Raw genomic sequence first — 15,980 nt, forward strand, 5'->3', positions numbered from 1 at the left:
ATTTTACTTATGCAACGCATTCACGATCGTATCAACATTATATTGCATCATTTTTAAGTATGTTGCTGCGGGTTCATCTGCAGCAGATAACGCATCTGAATACAATTTACCACCAACTTTAACGCCTGTTTCACGACTTATTTGTTCAATTAGACGATTATCGGCGATGTTTTCCATAAATACAGCATTTACGTTGTCGTGACGAATTTGTTTAATTAATGCGGCTACATCCGCTGCGCTTGCTTCTGATCCGGTACTGGTTCCTTGCGGCGCTAAGAAGGTTACATTAAAGTCACGTGCGAAGTAACCAAATGCAGCGTGTGGGGTGATCACTTTACGCTGCGCTTCTGGTACCGTCGCAAGTTGAGCACTTAGTTTTAATTCTAATTTATCTAGTTTTTGAATATAGTCTTTCGCATTTTGCTGATAGTCATTTTTATTTTCAGGATCTACTTGAATCAAGCCTTTTGCGATATTGTGTACGTAAACTTTTACATTTTTTATGCTATGCCAAGCATGAGGATCTATATCGCCATGGTCGTGATGTGCATGGTCGTGATGTTCATGCTCGCCGTCGTGATGTTTATGCTCGCCGTCGTGATGTGCATGTTCGTCGTCGTGATGTGCATGTTCGTCGTCGTGATGTGCATGTTCGTCGTCATGGTGTTCATGTTCGTCGTCATGATGTTTATGTTCATTGTCGTGATGTTTATGCTCGTCGTCATGATGCGCATGTCCGCAGCTATGGCCTTCTTTTGTGCTGATCTCTTCGATACCGTTAGCTGCAACAACTTGCACGCCTTGGTAGTTAGCCGCTTCAATTAAACGTGGCATCCAGCCTTCAAATTGTAATCCATTCGTGACAACTAGCTGTGCTTTGGATATTGCTTTAGCATCTTGAGGTGTCGGATTAAATACGTGCGCATCGCCGTCAATTTTAACTAAATTTGTCACGTTTACATGCTCTTGACCTACCTCTGATACAAGGTCGCCTAGAATCGAAAAGCTACTGATGACAGCAATTTTTTGCTCAGCCATTACTGCGCTGCTGGTACTTAAACCAAGAATTATCATGGAGGAAGTAAGGGTTGATTTAAACATGTTATTGTCCTTATAGGGCTAGATATTAACGCGTTGAGTTTTTTCTAGCTGTTATTTTTAAAGATTAATCCGCCTTGACGGCCAAATATTAATGAAATGATATAAAGTATGCCGAGTACCAGTACAATCGCGGGACTGGTTGCTAAACTTGCATGGTAAGAAAGAAATAGACCGAAATAGCCACTGATAACTGCTGTGATAAAAGCCACGAACAGCATGCCACCTAAGCGATTAGACCAAAAACGGGCAATCGCTGCGGGTAGGATCATTAAACCAACCGCCATTAATGTACCTAATGCATGAAAACCAGCAACCAAATTGAGCACGACAAGTAGTAAAAAACCATAGTGAGCAACAGCACTCAGTTTGCTGATGGTTTTAAAAAAGTGAGGGTCAACACACTCCATGACTAAAGGACGATACAGTATCGCGAGTGCTAAAATAGAGATTGTAGCGATAATGGTGAGTAGTATTAAAGCATCATCATTAAGTGCTAACGTTGAACCGAACAGCACATGTAATAAGTCCACATTACTACCATTAGCCGAAATGATTAATACACCGATCGCGAGTGAAAGTAGATAGAAGGCGGCTAAACTTGAGTCCTCTTCGGCATTGGAATGGCGTGCCACCATGCCAGCTAATACAGCTACAACACAGCCCGCGACAATACCACCTATCGTCATAGCAGTGACAGATAAACCCGAGATAAGAAAACCAATCGCAGCACCAGGTAAAATGGCATGTGCCATTGCATCGCCTGTTAGACTCATGCGCCTAAGTGTTAAAAATACGCCGACCGGTGTGGCACTAATACTAAGTACGAGAATTCCCCATAATGCCCGTTGCATAAATACAAACTCGGAAAAAGGTGCGATAAATAATTCATATAACTGTGCACTCATGATGCTTGACTCTCGATACCAGCTGAAACAGAAGCCACAGTGTTTTCGTTAGTGCTACTGTCTGGGATGTTATGTATAGGGCTATGAAAAGGATTATTAAACGTGTTATGAACAGCACAATGGGCAAAATGTTGATAACCCGCTTGGATCAAATGTGATTGGGTAAGCACATCTTTTGTTTTTCCTGCTGCGATCAGTGTGGTTGCAACTAGGAGTGTTGAAGGGAAATAACGTTGTACCAGCGCCAGATCATGAATAACAGCGATCACAGTTTTACCTTGTTGCTGACATTCCTTAATCACGCGCATTAATAATTCAGTCGTTTGTGCATCAATGCCACCAAATGGTTCGTCAAGTAGCAGGATATCAGCGTCTTGCAATAGCATGCGAGCAAATAACATGCGCTGAAATTGTCCACCAGATAACTGACTTATTTGACGTTCAGCCATATTTTCTAGATCTACTTTTGCTAATGCCTGTTGTAATAAATGCTGTTCCTTACGACTAAATATCCGCCAAAAACTACAACGTTGCCAAGCGCCAGCAGAAACAAACTCAGTCACTGTGATAGGGAATTTACGATCAATCTGATTCGTTTGTGGTAAGTAGGCAATGTTGTTTAAACTTAAGTGACCAAGCTCAATAGAGCCCGATTCTACGGTCATTTGTTGCATGATACTTTTTAATAAGGTTGATTTTCCGGCACCGTTAGGCCCTACAATCGCGACTAAATCCCCATTGTCAATGGTGGTTGTTATATGGCTCAGTGCGAGATTTTGCTGATAAGCAACGCTTAAATCATTTATTTTGATCATGGTCATTACCCTATGAATTTAAACAGAGTAGACCACAGAAAAACAGTGATGATGGCAGAGATAGCAAGGCGTGAGAATAGGCTGCATAGCAGTAAAGATAATCGCTGTCTTTGATTTATTGCATGACTATTTTCTGGTGTATAAGATGATAATGCTGGCATTTTATATCGATTTCTAATACTTCAATTGAATTTGAAGCAATGTTATAACATAACAATATAGGTGTGCAAGAATAATGTTATGTTATAACAAAACAATTATGCATGTTTATGCCTAACTTGAGTTTAAACAAGCTGGGTGTGATACTGAACTTATACTAATCCCAAGACATCATGTCAGTAAATAATATGCTAAGGATGATAGCGAGATGGAACAAGCGCATTTAGAACATTACCTCCATAATTTAAAAGCCGCCCAGCAAGGATACCCCTTTGGACCAGATGTATTGGTCTATAAAGTGATGGGTAAGATGTTTGCTCTTCTGACAAAAAATGAAGCTGGATGCAGTGTAAATTTTAAGGCTCAGCCGAGTGATGTTGAGGTGTTGGTAGATGAATTTATGGCGATTAGCCCAGGTTATCATATGAACAAAAGACATTGGATAACCGTAAAGCTTAAAGGGGATGTACCAGCAGGGATGATCGAAAACTTAGCTAGTCAATCTTATGCTTTAGTTGTGAGTAAATTGACTAAAAAATTACAGCTGGAATTGGATGAACTAGCCTATATTGAAAAAGAATAATGGCTAATTTCAGATGATTATAAATAACTTACTCTGTTGTTAATCGATTAAAAAGTGTGATCTGGAGCACGTTTATAATTCTAGTCTAAACTTACGTATAACTTCAAATAGCATGTTTCACTTTCACTTCATTTCATTTGATGACTCATTGCCTTGTATGTAGGGAAATTACCATGAATTTATGTAAGCATTTGTTTTTATTCGTTGTATGGGTGTTTTCGATTGGGGGGACATATGCTGAAATATTAGAAATTGGTGAATATTCTGATTTTGATAGTTTAAGCAGTGCATACCAAGCAGCAAGTCCGGGTGATGAACTTGTATTTACAGATAGTAGAACATATGAAGAAGGGTTAAATGTTTATAAAGGAAATTTAACGATTCGCGCAGAACCCGGACAGTCACCGACGTTAACAGGTACTGGATCCGCCTATCAAGGCATATTACATATCGGCCGAGATGGTATTGTCATCGACGGGATAACATTTGATGGTGAAGGGGTATCGAACAAGCTCGTGTCTACAGGGGCAAGAACCTCTATTATTGTCCGAAACTGTGAATTTAAAAATGCGAGTTATGGTTTATTTGTGCTCCATACAAAAGCGGATCAGCGTGAAGATTTAATCATAGAAGATAATGTATTTAATAATAATGGCAATGATTTATGGTTACACAATGTAAGTGGTGGTATTGCCCGTAATAATATTGCGAATTCTGATAACGGTAATGGTATTACTGTTGGTTATTGGAGTTCGGATATGCACGTGCTAAACAATACGGTTTATAGTAATGGTAATGAGTATTTGATGCGAAACCGTGGCGGTATCAATATTCAAGGTAATGATAATTATGTTGCCTATAACACCTCTTATAAAAATACATGGGGTATCAGTTTATCACAAGGTTTGAATAACATTATTGAGCATAATACTTTGTGGGATAATACTCATGAGAATGTATATTTTAGTATTAATTCAAATAACAACACCATGGAAAATAATCTAGATTACTTTACTGATGATTTTGAAGGTTATGGTATTTCTATTTTACTTTATCGATCATCGGGCAATGTTATTTCCCAGCATACATCAGTCAATGCCTCGCGTGGTGTTTGGTTTTCTGAAATGGGTGGTCCAAGTACCAATAATAGTGTTATTAACTCATTATTCTATGGTAACGATAAGTTGAACTCTATTGGTATTGACGCGAAAAGCCAATCTTACGCACAAAACCAGTTAACCCATATATCCGTGCATAATTTCAAGAAATTAGTACATGAGAACTTAACTTTCACACAGCTGTTTGAAAATGATCCTAAGTTAAGTAGCGTGTTTTTGTTCAACCCTACAAGCTGGGCACTAACGGCGAATACATTGGGCCAACCATTGGGGTCACAGGGGGTCGATTCGAGTGTGGTAGATACTTTATCCTGTCAACCCGCATTAATTACTGGTAAGCCTTTATTAGGCGATGATATGGCTCTTAATCTTGACATTGCGCTTGTTGATTCTTTCGGTAATGAAAGAACAGATGTTAAGCCACCTGTAGTTGAAGTCACTTATAATGATCAATATCTGGATTCAAACGCATCTGCTTCACACTCCCAATTAATGCAGATCTGTACGAGTAGTTATGGTAATAAATTAATGTTAGGTGGTAATGGTTGGACATTTGACATTGGGGCTGAGAATTTATCCGATGGTAATTATCAGGTGATGTTAAAATCGTCTGGTAACTATTTGATTGGCGACGATTGTAGTGGAGTGTTTTCTCGTCAGTATGATTAATTAGCCTATTGTCATAGAATAAAAAGCCCTGATAGATAATTTATTAGGGCTTTGTGGCATTTTATCCATTTACTATCATTGGATCTAATCAGCTATTTTAGTACTTAGTTTCAACCTCTATCGCTTTTAATAAACTCGCGTGAGAGTGAAGTCGTTTGCTGTAACGGGAAAGGTTAGCAAAATTATCAAGTACGTTATTATTTGCTAAGATCTCAACAATGAATGACATCATGATATCGGCCCCCGTTAATTTCTCACCAACAAGGTAAGTTTTATCTGTTAACGATTCATCGAAATAACTGATCACTTTTGTTATTTCTATATCGGCATAAGCAGCCATGAAGTTTGTTTCGCAACCATCTTTTTCAACAAACATTTTCAGTAAAAGCGGTAAAATAGCAGAGCTTTCTGCAAAGTGGATCCATTGTGAATAATCGACATACTCTTGTGATGATTGCTTTGGTGCGAGCCTATCTGCGGCATACTTATTAATAAGGTACTCTGTGATTGCACCTGATTCGGTAATCACAAGTCCATCATCTTCGATTACCGGCGATTTACCTAAGGGATGAATGGTTTTTAGTTCTGGAGGGGCTAAGAATGTTTGGCTATCACGTTGGTAGGCGATGACTTCATAGTCCACACCTAATTCTTCTAATAACCAGATGATACGTTTAGAACGTGATTTATTTAGATGGTGTAATTTAATCATTTTAACCTCTTACTTAGCTACGTTAACTACAAGTTTGCCGAAATTTTCACCTTGTAGCATACCGGTAAATGCTGATGGCGCATTTTCTAAGCCGTCAATCATGTGCTCACGATATTTAATTTCACCCGATTGTAGCCACATCATCATCTGTTCAAAAAACTCGTTATAGCGATGTGCATAATCATCAAAAATGATGAAGCCTTGCATCTTAATACGTTTAACCAATAGAGTGCCCATTAATAGAGATAAACGATCGGGCCCTGATGGTAATTCGGTTGCATTGTACTGCGACACTAAACCACAAACAGGAACACGTGCACCGGTATTTAACTGGGGTAGGACACTATCAAATACTTTACCGCCAACATTTTCAAAGTAAACATCAATGCCGTTAGGGCAAGCTGCTTGTAATTGTGTATCAAAGTCGTCAGCTTTATGATCAATACATTTATCAAAACCTAATACGTCTTCTGCGTATTTACATTTTTCAGCTCCACCTGCGATACCTACTACGTAGCAGCCTTTTAATTTACCAATCTGACCGACTGTTGCACCCACTGGACCAGTTGCTGCTGCAACAACAAGCGTATCACCTGATTTAGGCTGACCTATATCTAACAGTCCCATATAAGCAGTAAAGCCAGGCATACCTAAGATGCCAAGCGCATAAGAGGGATTAGTTGGCTCAGCGCCTAATTTTATCAGGCCTTCACCGTCTGAAATGCCATAATCTTGCCAGCCGATATAAGCAAGAACCCATTCCCCAGCTTGATAATCAGGGTGTAAAGAGGTAACAACTTGACACACGGTCGCGCCAACTATAGTGCCATTAATATCGACAGGTTCAGCGTAAGATGCACCGGCATTCATACGACCACGCATGTAAGGATCAAGTGATAAATAATTTGTACGTAATAATATTTCGCCTTTTTCAGGAGAAGGTATGGCAGTTTCTTTAAGACTAAAGTTAGCTGATGTAGGTGCGCCAACAGGACGTGAAGCAAGTGTAATATGGCGATTAATTGAATGCGATTGAGGCATAGAAGACCCTTATTTAAGTCGTTTACGATACTAGATGACCGTTCGTCTTTTTATTGGATGTGCAAATCTTGATTAATTTCTAACGCGTTAACGATACACTTTAGTAGACCGGTCGTATACTAACTCGCGGTTTTTTTTGAGGACTTATCAATATTTGTAATCTAAACTTCGATGTGCATCACGTTTTTTATTGTTTTTATTCGAGTATTATCATGAAATATTTAGCTATATTTTTAAGTTGTTTGTTATTGACTGGTTGTCCCACTGGCAGTGATGGTAACGTTGAGCGGAATAGCTATCCCGGTGAGGGCGGCGATGCTTTGCTACCTGATTATGCCATACGGCTCAATTTAAACCCCGCTGGACTCCGTCTTGATGATAAGCAGAATCGGCGAGAAGACTTACTCGATTTAACCAAAATAGGACCTGAGGGCGTGAGCGTGGAAGAAGATTCACCTGAGTGGTTTTGTGTTTTAGATAATAAAACAAAATTGATGTGGGAAGTTAAATCGGTGGTTGGTAGTGGCGATGTAAATGATGCTGACTATAGTTATTCGTGGTTTAAATCGAATGATGCTGACTTTAATGGCCATGGTGTTACCGAAAATGGTGGTATTTGTGTAGATAGCAGTAGTTGTGACACTGAAAAATTCAAAATCGCTATGAACGGACTCGATTGGTGTGGTTACAATGATTGGCGTTTACCTACTCGTTTAGAGCTACAAAGTATTATCAATTATTCGCAAATAATACCTGCCGTTGAAACTGTATTTTTTCCTCATACTCAAAGTCTTAATTACTGGACTGCTGATATTGATATTGACGATTTGGAATCAGCTTGGATGGTTAATTTTTTATACGGTCATATTCAAGGTAATTTAACCAATATTCCAAGGGCTGTACGCTTAGTGCGTAATCAAAACCAGTAATTAAAAGCGTTGATATAAGCTATTTAGTTGTCATAAAAGGATGTTAATGATGAGCTTTAATATAACCCGGCACCTATTACTTATTACGAGCACTATTTTATTAGTCGTGATGTCGATGACTGCCAAAGGACTCGAACAACGCTGTAATGATAATGCTGAGATATCAACACCAGGGCAACGTTTTTTTAATACTAGGCAAGGATTTTTATTTGATAAAGCAACCCGCTTAGAATGGCAAACTTGTGTTCGTGGCCTGATGGGAAATCGATGTCAGAATGGTACAGTTCGTTATTTTACGTGGTGGGAAGCGATGATAGAACCAGCTGCATTTAATGCTACAAATGATGGTAATACTGATTGGCGATTACCTCACATTAAAGAGCTTTATAGTATTATAGAAACAGCATGCGAAGAGCCAAGCTTAAATAAATCCATCTTTCCTAATCACCCATTATCTCCAGCGGTATCTAAATCGTGGTCGAGTACACCAAGTGGTGGTAACCAAAGTAAAGCTTGGCAAGTCGACTTTCAAAATGGATTATTATATGACATTTCGAATGGCGAGCGCTTAACAGTACGTTTAGTTCGAAGCTGTGATGAAGTTTGCCAGCAAGTATATGATTAGCCTAAGTATACTTTAACCGCTATAAGTATATTTATATTGTGGTTTCTAACTCTCATAAGTAATATACGCCATTATTTATAATTTTTGGATATTAGAAGTATATGCTATTAGACCATCAAAATATTATATGCTTAGCATTAATTTCCGGTTTATGTTCAAGTATTAGTCATGCTGCAAGTGTGCCAGTCGATAATCTTGTACTTGAAGTTAGTGAACGTTCGTTGGATATTGATACAGTGGAAGCTCCTGCATTAGATGTCAAAAAGTGGGGGCTTGGTATTGGAATGCGCCGTGCAGATATTCCATTTGCAGTCAAAGATGACAATGAAGATACTGCTGTTTATGATATTTTACCATTAATGCGGTTTGAAAATGATCATGGCTTTTTACATGGTTTAGAAGGTGGTATTCATTTATGGAAAAATGCAGACCATCAAGTTAATGTATATAGTCGTTTCCGTTTCCATGATGTGCCTAAAGCGTTTCAAAATTCAATTAAGGGACAGTCATTTGACTTTGGTTTGCAATATCGCTACATCGATGGTCCTTGGGAATCTGATATTGCTGTTTTATCCGATCACTATCAGCGCAACTATAGTTATACTCGGATTAAGTATAATTGGCAGCAAGGTAGTTGGTCATTAGTACCATTTGCTGAGTTACAATGGAAAAGTGCTGATTTTAACAATCATTATTATGGCTTTGATAAAGAGGACGCTGGTGCTGGAGTTTCAATGGCTGGTGGTCTGGAAGGGTCATACCATGTAGCGAGCAATTTCTATCTGATTGGTCAATTGGGTCTAACGCGCTTAGAAGATGATGTATACGATCTAGATTCTGTTAATAAAAACTATCAGGTTGAATCTTTTTTCGGTTTCGCTTTTTATCCTGAATATGATAAGCCTTTTAACCCAACTTCAACGCAATATAAGAATGATGAATACTTACGTTTAGCATATGGTTGGGCAACACCGTCGAATATTGGAGATATCTTAAAATTCCAAGCCGAACGCGATAGTGAAAACAATCAAATGAGCTCTGTATTTTATGGTACCCAAATTGCGGATAGTTTATTAACAATGCCTATTGATCTTTATTTTACGCCTGGCCTTGTTTGGCATTATAGCTCTGATGTACAAAAAGATATTACTGAAGTTGCGCTTGCGATTAAAGGTTTCTATACTTTTAGGCTTGGTCCTCGTTGGCGCTTAGGTATTGCTGAAGGCCTATCTTATGTATTTGATATTACCTATATCGAAGGGTTTGAATTGACAGGTGAAGACAGTAAACGTGGTTATGAAAACTCATCGAAACTACTTAATTATTTAGACTTCTCCTTTGATGTGAATGTGGGGGATATTTTTGGAAGTAAGGCGTTAGCGAAAACTTGGTTTGGCTATAGCATTCATCACCGTTCGGGTATTTTTGAAACTAGCTCGGTGTTCGGGCGTATTAAAGGTGGCAGTAACTATCAAACGGTTTATTTACAGTGGCACTTTTAGCCCCCGTAAATCTGACATCCTCTTTTTAAGAATAATGCACTATCTCAATGATTAGAAACGGTGCAGTTGACGATAGTCGCTATCGTCAACATCTTGGCTCTTTTATTTATTAATTAAGTCTGCTCGCTTGTCGATTTGTTGTGTTTATGGGCGGCTGCTAAGTTACCAACTGTATTCTTATCTTCATTACTGTGGGCTTCTGTTGACCAAGCATCATTGAGGTTGTCGTAATAAGTTAATGCATCTAACCCTAATAATTTTTTCAATATTCGTCGTTCAGTAAGACTGCGGTTTACAAATTCTGGCTCTTGTTCATGCATTCGTTTTGCTTCTTCATGCAACACTGCTTCGTCATGGCGACGGAATACTTGACCTGCACGATGAGCCTGATTGGCACGCATCCCTAATGCTTTTAATGTTTCAACACCTAAACTGATGCCAGAGTCGAGCGACTCCCGAAATACGTGATCAGCGCCAAGGCGGATTAATTGCTGGGCATGGTTACGATCTGTTGCCCTGACTAATACCGTTAAGTGTGGAAAATGTTTTTTTACTTGAATTAAAATGCGTTTAGTCCGGCTTGCACTTTCGACGGCAATAATAAATAGTTTAGCGTTATCGGCTCCTGCAGAATGTAATAAATTTAGCTGTTCAGCATCGCCATAAAACACTTTGTATTTGAATTGTTGCAATAACTCTATCTGGCCTACATCATTTTCTAAAATAGTGGTATTGATATGGTAACCATGTAGCAATCGACCCACAACTTGTCCGAAACCACCAAAGCCAGCGATAATAACAGAGCCGTGAGTATTATTTGGAATCTGATGTTCAGGAGTACTTGTATTTTCAGCCAGCGGTATTTTTCGTTTGAATGTTGGTGCGATAATTTTATCGTAAATAATTAGCAGTAGTGGGGTAAACACCATAGATAAAGTAACCACTAATACGAGCAGGCTAGCTGTTTCATTATCCAGTACTTGTCGTTGCAGAGAGAATGATGTTAATACAAACGCAAATTCACCACCTTGTGCAAGGGCACAAGAAAATAACCAGTTTTGACTGCGCTGGATCTTAAATACGATCCCGGTGATAAACAGTACAATAAACTTAACTGCAATCAATGCAGCTACCAGTAAGGCGATTAATATAGGTTGATTAAGTAGGAGGGTAAAATCGATACTGGCACCAACTGAGATAAAGAAGATACCTAATAATAAACTTTTGAAAGGTTCAATATCACTTTCAAGTTCGTGGCGGTATTCACTATCTGCTAATACCACACCAGCTAAGAAAGTCCCGAGTGCGGCAGATAAACCAACGGCTTCCATCGCCAAGGCAATGCCGACAACCAGTGCTAATGCGGTTGCAATAAAAATCTCTCGAGAGCGAGACCCCGCAATAATACGCAGTAGCGGTACAACGAGAAAGTGGCCGCCAATAATAATGCCAGCAATAACGCCTGCAATCATTAATGCACTTTGCCAACTTGGTATTGTCGATTCAACAATAGCTGTGTCTTGTATAACGAGCAGCGGTAATATGGATAAAATCGGGATAACGGCAATATCTTGAAATAATAACACCGCAAAGGCATTCTTACCGGCTTCGGTTTTCATCAACTCCCGCTCTTGTAAATTTTGCAGCACAATCGCAGTCGATGACAAGGCAACAATTAAACCGATAGCGAGTGCTGTTTGCCACGCAAGTCCACAAGCAAGTAATAACAAGAAAATGCACAAGGTCGTGGCGCTAAGTTGTAAACCACCCGTCCCCAAAATAGGTATTTTTAATTGCCATAGTAAAGCAGGTCTTAATTCTAGGCCAACCAAAAACAGCATTAAAACCACACCGAATTCGGCAACATGCATGACATCTTCTTGATTGGAAATTAAGCTTAATGCATAAGGTCCGACAATTACGCCTGCAATCAAATATCCCAGTACCGAACCAAGTCCCAAACGTTTTGCGATTGGGACTGCCACGACACCTGCTGCAAGATAGATGAAAGTATTAAATAATACGCCATGTTCCATGGTTAGTTACCTTCCATTTTTTTTGCGACGGTTCCATCATCTGTTTGTTGTAGCATTAATAATTGCTGGCGATATTCTGCTGCTTTACGTGCAATACGCTGTGATTCATGACGTTTATGAATATCATGGAGTACAAATGGTGGCAGGTATTCTAAATTACATATTTTGCTCATCTGGCTAAAAGGTAATAAGAACTCGCTAATATTGTGTTCATTGTAACCTGATTCGGAATATGAGTTTGTACTCCCACCAGTAGAAATAGCTAGCATGAGTTTTTTGCCTGCGAGTTTGTCTCCATTTTCACCATAAGCAAAACCATGTTCGAGCACCAGATCTTGCCATTCTTTTAAAATCGCGGGGCATGAATACCAATAAAGTGGAAATTGAAATACGATGATATCGTGATTCAATAATAAGGCTTGTTCATGCTTAATATCAATAAATGAATCGGGGTAAGCATCGTAAAGATCGTGACAAGTGATGCCTTCAATATTTTGAATTTCATTGAATAGTGATTTATGTGCGAGAGATTTTTGTAATGCAGGATGGGCGAATAAAACGAGAATTTTGTACATATATTTTCAATCATCCTTTATTGAAATAGGTCTTTTTAACTGCATTCAATAGTTTAGCGTTTAAGACGTTAATTATATCAGTTGTTGTAATCTAAGCTTATAATATAAAACAAATTATTTCAGTGTTTTTTTAGTTGTTCTGACTGATATGGCCGATATCACTCTTATTTTCTAATTATTGAATGGTTACTGCTCGTTAATATTATTAATCATATTCACTATTATTAAGCGTCTTATGTTTTAGTTGTTATGTTATGCTTTCGTCACTAAATTGATTTCGGTCAATATTTGACATTATTAATTGGTAATAACTTAACTGTTGGGGGCACTTTTTACACATGATTTTGAAAAACCATCGCATACTTTCACTCACTTTATTATTGACCTGTGGTTTAATTGGTAGTGTTGCAGTCGCAAAACCATTGGCAAAAAGCGCTGGTTTTTCTGGTACGGTCGGTATTAATATGGGTGTAAGTGATACGCAAAGTCAATTTCATATTGATGATGATAATGAGCAAACCCAAGATTTGAGTAACGATGGGAAAGCGGTGTCAACTGAGATATTTTTTCCTTTTTTTCGTCTGGACTATACAACTTCGGACTTACAAACTCAGTATTTTATTGGCCAAAGTCCTGACAAAATATTAAACAGTGCCATACAATATGAAATAGGTGTGAAACACCAGTTTGACGAACGTCAGAGTATGACTTTTGCTTATATTCCGGACGTACCGTTTTTAAAAGAAACTTGGTCAGATCCATTTTTGATCAACGCGCCAAGAGAAAAGAGTGACATTGATTCGAGTGCAGTACGTTTAGCTTATAAATTTTCCCCTGTTCAGATTGAATATTCGTATGCATCATATTCGATAGAAAATGAGCAAAGTGGTAGTCAAATGAGTGTAGAAGATCAAGCCTCGTTAAATCGAGACAGTGATTATCAAAGACTTAGTTTAGAAAGCTTATTTCCGTTATGGCAAGGGATATACGGTAAAGCGAATGTGTTTTATGGTGCTCAAGATGCTAAAGGTGAAAGTCAGAGTTTTGATGAATTTCATTATAGCCTTAGTATTATGACTAAATATGAAAGACATTTTGTCTCCGTACAAGCGGCATTTAGCGATCGTGAATACAATGCCAAAAATCCAATATTTGGAGAGGTACAAAAGGACGATGTTACCCGTTATTCATTTATTTATTCTTATTCTGAACCGTTTGATATAGAAGGTACCAACCTTAATATTATTTATCAAAACAAAAAAAATGATGCCAACATTGCGTTTTATGATAGCTCGACAAAATTATTTTCAGTCGGTATGAGTTATAGTTTTAACTAGAATGAGAATTAGAAAGAACAAAAAGGGACGTGATACAGTGAGCATCATGTCCCTTTCTTTTACCGATTGCTCTGGATTGTGTTAATAACCCAAGCTAAGCGCGCTCGGTCTGCGTGGGTCAGATGCGCCGTAAACGCCTTCTTCTGTCAGCATAATGGTTTGGGTACTGCCCATTGCCGCTTTCACTTCAAGCTTGTGCCCTTTACTCTCTAATAGGTTAATCGTATCGACATTTAACCCTTTCTCAATACGGATCATGTCCGGTAACCATTGATGATGAATACGTGTTGCCGCACTGGCTTCTGCAATATTCATATTATGGTCAATCACATTCATGATCACTTGTAGCGTTGTGGTGATAATACGTGAGCCCCCTGGACTACCTGTGACCAAATAAGGTTTATTATTTTTTAGGACGATGGTCGGTGTCATTGAGCTAAGTGGACGTTTTTTGGCTGCGACGGCGTTTGCTTTTCCGCCAATGAGGCCGTAAGCATTTGGTGTACCAGGCTTCGCAGAAAAATCATCCATTTCATTGTTGAGTAGCACCCCTGTTCCATCAGCAACGAGTCCTGATCCATAACTAAAGTTAAGGGTGTAGGTATTACTGACCGCGTTACCAAATTTATCTACCACACTGTAATGGGTGGTTTGGTTACTTTCGTAAGGCAATAATGTACCAGGGGACACTTCGCTGCTTGGTGTCGCTTTGTTTGGATTAATCTGACTAACAAGCTGCTTCGCGTATTGCTTATTGGTTAATTGTGCAACGGGCACGTTAACAAAATCAGGGTCGCCTAAATATAAGCTACGGTCTGCGTAGGCACGACGCATTGACTCTGCCATCACATGGATTGTTGCAGCACTGTTATGGCCCATTCTATCAATCGGGAACTGCGAAAGCATATTCAGCATTTGAATAATATGCACGCCGCCAGAAGAGGGTGGTGGCATTGATATTATTTGGTAACCGCGATAGTCACCGGTAACTGGTTTTCGCTCTATGGCTTTATAAGTGGCTAAATCTTGCATTGTCATCATGCCGCCAGCATTACGTACCGAATCACTGATCTGTTTGGCAATGGGACCTTGATAAAATGCAGGACTGCCTTTTTTAGCAATGGTTGTTAGCGTATTGACAAGATCGGTCTGTTTTAATATTTCTCCTGGCTGATAACTGCTACCGTCTGCTTTGTAGAAAATAGATTGTGTGCTTGGCCATCGGCTTAAGCGCTTTTTCGTTGCGCGGAGTGAATTTGCTAAGTCAGGCGTAACAACAATACCGTCACGGGCTAATTTTATTGCGGGGGCCATTACTTGTGCTAATGACATACTGCCGTATTTATTTAGTGCGAGTTCAAAGCCTAATACTGTGCCAGGTACTCCGACGGCTAGACCATGAAAGCGAGACAGTTGACTGTCTGCATTGCCAGCACCGTCTAAAAACATATCTGGGTAAGCAGCCTGTGGTGCTACCTCTCGGTAATCAATCGCAATCGCGCGCTGTTCTTCTGCTAAATAAACCAGCATGAAACCACCACCACCTAAATTACCAGCGCGGGGCAGGGTAACAGCTAACGCATAACCAACGGCAACTGCCGCATCAATAGCGTTACCACCTTGCTTCATAATGTCGACACCTACCTGTGTTGCAAGCGCTTCTTGGCTAGCTACCATGCCGTTTGCTGCCCATACTGGATGATGGATCGCCATTTTATTATAAATAGCACTGGTTGATGGTTTAACATTGGCAACTGTTTCTGTGCTTGTTGTGTTCGTCTTTGCAATGGCGGTTGGTAACGTTAAGCTCATGCAGCTGATGAGTCCAAAGGTAAAACCTTTAATGAGATGCGTTGTTGACATGAATGTTCCC

The 15,980-nt window shown here is 39.3% G+C and carries 14 protein-coding genes; 6 read left to right on the top strand and 8 right to left on the bottom strand.

Annotated features, from left to right (window positions below; translation table 11 throughout):
• Positions 1 to 3 precede the first annotated feature (3 nt).
• Genes HWV03_RS06190 through HWV03_RS06200 form a run of 3 tightly spaced genes read right to left on the bottom strand, consistent with a single transcriptional unit; the run spans position 4 to position 2,821 of the window.
• Entirely contained in the window at positions 4 to 1,101 is a 1,098-nt protein-coding gene (locus HWV03_RS06190) for a metal ABC transporter solute-binding protein, Zn/Mn family (RefSeq protein ID WP_255547095.1), read from the bottom strand.
• 44 nt (positions 1,102 to 1,145) lie between these two features.
• Positions 1,146 to 2,006: a metal ABC transporter permease gene (locus HWV03_RS06195; protein WP_211674568.1), complete on the bottom strand. Its 861-nt coding sequence runs from the start codon at positions 2,004 to 2,006 to the stop codon at positions 1,146 to 1,148.
• Positions 2,003 to 2,821: a metal ABC transporter ATP-binding protein gene (locus HWV03_RS06200; protein ID WP_211674569.1), complete on the bottom strand. Its 819-nt coding sequence runs from the start codon at positions 2,819 to 2,821 to the stop codon at positions 2,003 to 2,005. Before HWV03_RS06200 ends, HWV03_RS06195 begins: the two co-directional genes overlap by 4 nt.
• Positions 2,822 to 3,188: 367 nt before the next feature.
• On the opposite strand from HWV03_RS06200, the gene HWV03_RS06205 reads away from it, so the two are divergent.
• Both HWV03_RS06205 and HWV03_RS06210 read left to right on the top strand, forming a co-directional pair.
• Complete coding sequence (locus HWV03_RS06205; RefSeq protein ID WP_211674570.1) at positions 3,189 to 3,563, top strand: MmcQ/YjbR family DNA-binding protein; 375 nt, start codon at positions 3,189 to 3,191, stop codon at positions 3,561 to 3,563.
• 173 nt (positions 3,564 to 3,736) lie between these two features.
• Positions 3,737 to 5,350, top strand: a complete 1,614-nt coding sequence (locus tag HWV03_RS06210) for a right-handed parallel beta-helix repeat-containing protein (RefSeq protein ID WP_211678956.1) — start codon at positions 3,737 to 3,739, stop codon at positions 5,348 to 5,350.
• A 97-nt stretch (positions 5,351 to 5,447) separates the two neighbouring features.
• On the opposite strand, the gene HWV03_RS06215 is transcribed toward HWV03_RS06210, so the two are convergent.
• Positions 5,448 to 6,062: a glutathione S-transferase family protein gene (locus tag HWV03_RS06215; RefSeq protein WP_211674572.1), complete on the bottom strand. Its 615-nt coding sequence runs from the start codon at positions 6,060 to 6,062 to the stop codon at positions 5,448 to 5,450.
• Positions 6,063 to 6,071: 9 nt separating this feature from the next.
• Positions 6,072 to 7,103, bottom strand: coding sequence for an NADP-dependent oxidoreductase (locus tag HWV03_RS06220; protein ID WP_211678957.1), 1,032 nt, complete (start codon positions 7,101 to 7,103; stop codon positions 6,072 to 6,074).
• A 212-nt stretch (positions 7,104 to 7,315) separates the two neighbouring features.
• Between HWV03_RS06220 and HWV03_RS06225 the strand changes: the two genes are divergently transcribed.
• From HWV03_RS06225 to HWV03_RS06235, 3 genes are all read left to right on the top strand, one after another.
• A complete protein-coding gene (locus tag HWV03_RS06225) occupies positions 7,316 to 8,032 on the top strand; it encodes an Lcl C-terminal domain-containing protein (protein WP_211678958.1) in 717 nt (238 codons plus the stop codon).
• 46 nt (positions 8,033 to 8,078) lie between these two features.
• Positions 8,079 to 8,657 (top strand): Lcl C-terminal domain-containing protein, encoded by a 579-nt coding sequence (locus HWV03_RS06230; RefSeq protein WP_211678959.1) that lies wholly within the window; start codon positions 8,079 to 8,081, stop codon positions 8,655 to 8,657.
• A gap of 101 nt (positions 8,658 to 8,758) precedes the next feature.
• Complete coding sequence (locus HWV03_RS06235; RefSeq protein WP_211678960.1) at positions 8,759 to 10,159, top strand: MipA/OmpV family protein; 1,401 nt, start codon at positions 8,759 to 8,761, stop codon at positions 10,157 to 10,159.
• 113 nt (positions 10,160 to 10,272) lie between these two features.
• Here the strand turns inward: HWV03_RS06235 and HWV03_RS06240 are convergent, their stop codons facing one another.
• Together HWV03_RS06240 and HWV03_RS06245 are read right to left on the bottom strand one after the other, a co-directional pair.
• Positions 10,273 to 12,195: a monovalent cation:proton antiporter-2 (CPA2) family protein gene (locus HWV03_RS06240; RefSeq protein WP_211678961.1), complete on the bottom strand. Its 1,923-nt coding sequence runs from the start codon at positions 12,193 to 12,195 to the stop codon at positions 10,273 to 10,275.
• Between the two features lie 2 nt (positions 12,196 to 12,197).
• The gene (locus tag HWV03_RS06245) at positions 12,198 to 12,770 is read right to left on the bottom strand and encodes an NAD(P)H-dependent oxidoreductase (protein WP_211678962.1); all 573 of its coding nucleotides are present in this window, start codon (positions 12,768 to 12,770) and stop codon (positions 12,198 to 12,200) included.
• 338 nt (positions 12,771 to 13,108) lie between these two features.
• On the opposite strand from HWV03_RS06245, the gene HWV03_RS06250 reads away from it, so the two are divergent.
• Complete coding sequence (locus HWV03_RS06250) at positions 13,109 to 14,107, top strand: DUF2860 family protein (RefSeq protein WP_211678963.1); 999 nt, start codon at positions 13,109 to 13,111, stop codon at positions 14,105 to 14,107.
• Between the two features lie 81 nt (positions 14,108 to 14,188).
• Here the strand turns inward: HWV03_RS06250 and ggt are convergent, their stop codons facing one another.
• Positions 14,189 to 15,970, bottom strand: coding sequence for a gamma-glutamyltransferase (gene ggt / locus HWV03_RS06255; protein WP_211678964.1), 1,782 nt, complete (start codon positions 15,968 to 15,970; stop codon positions 14,189 to 14,191).
• Between the last annotated feature and the right edge of the window lie 10 nt (positions 15,971 to 15,980).

Origin of the sequence: Moritella sp. 36 (assembly GCF_018219415.1) — a bacterium.
Classification (GTDB): domain Bacteria; phylum Pseudomonadota; class Gammaproteobacteria; order Enterobacterales; family Moritellaceae; genus Moritella.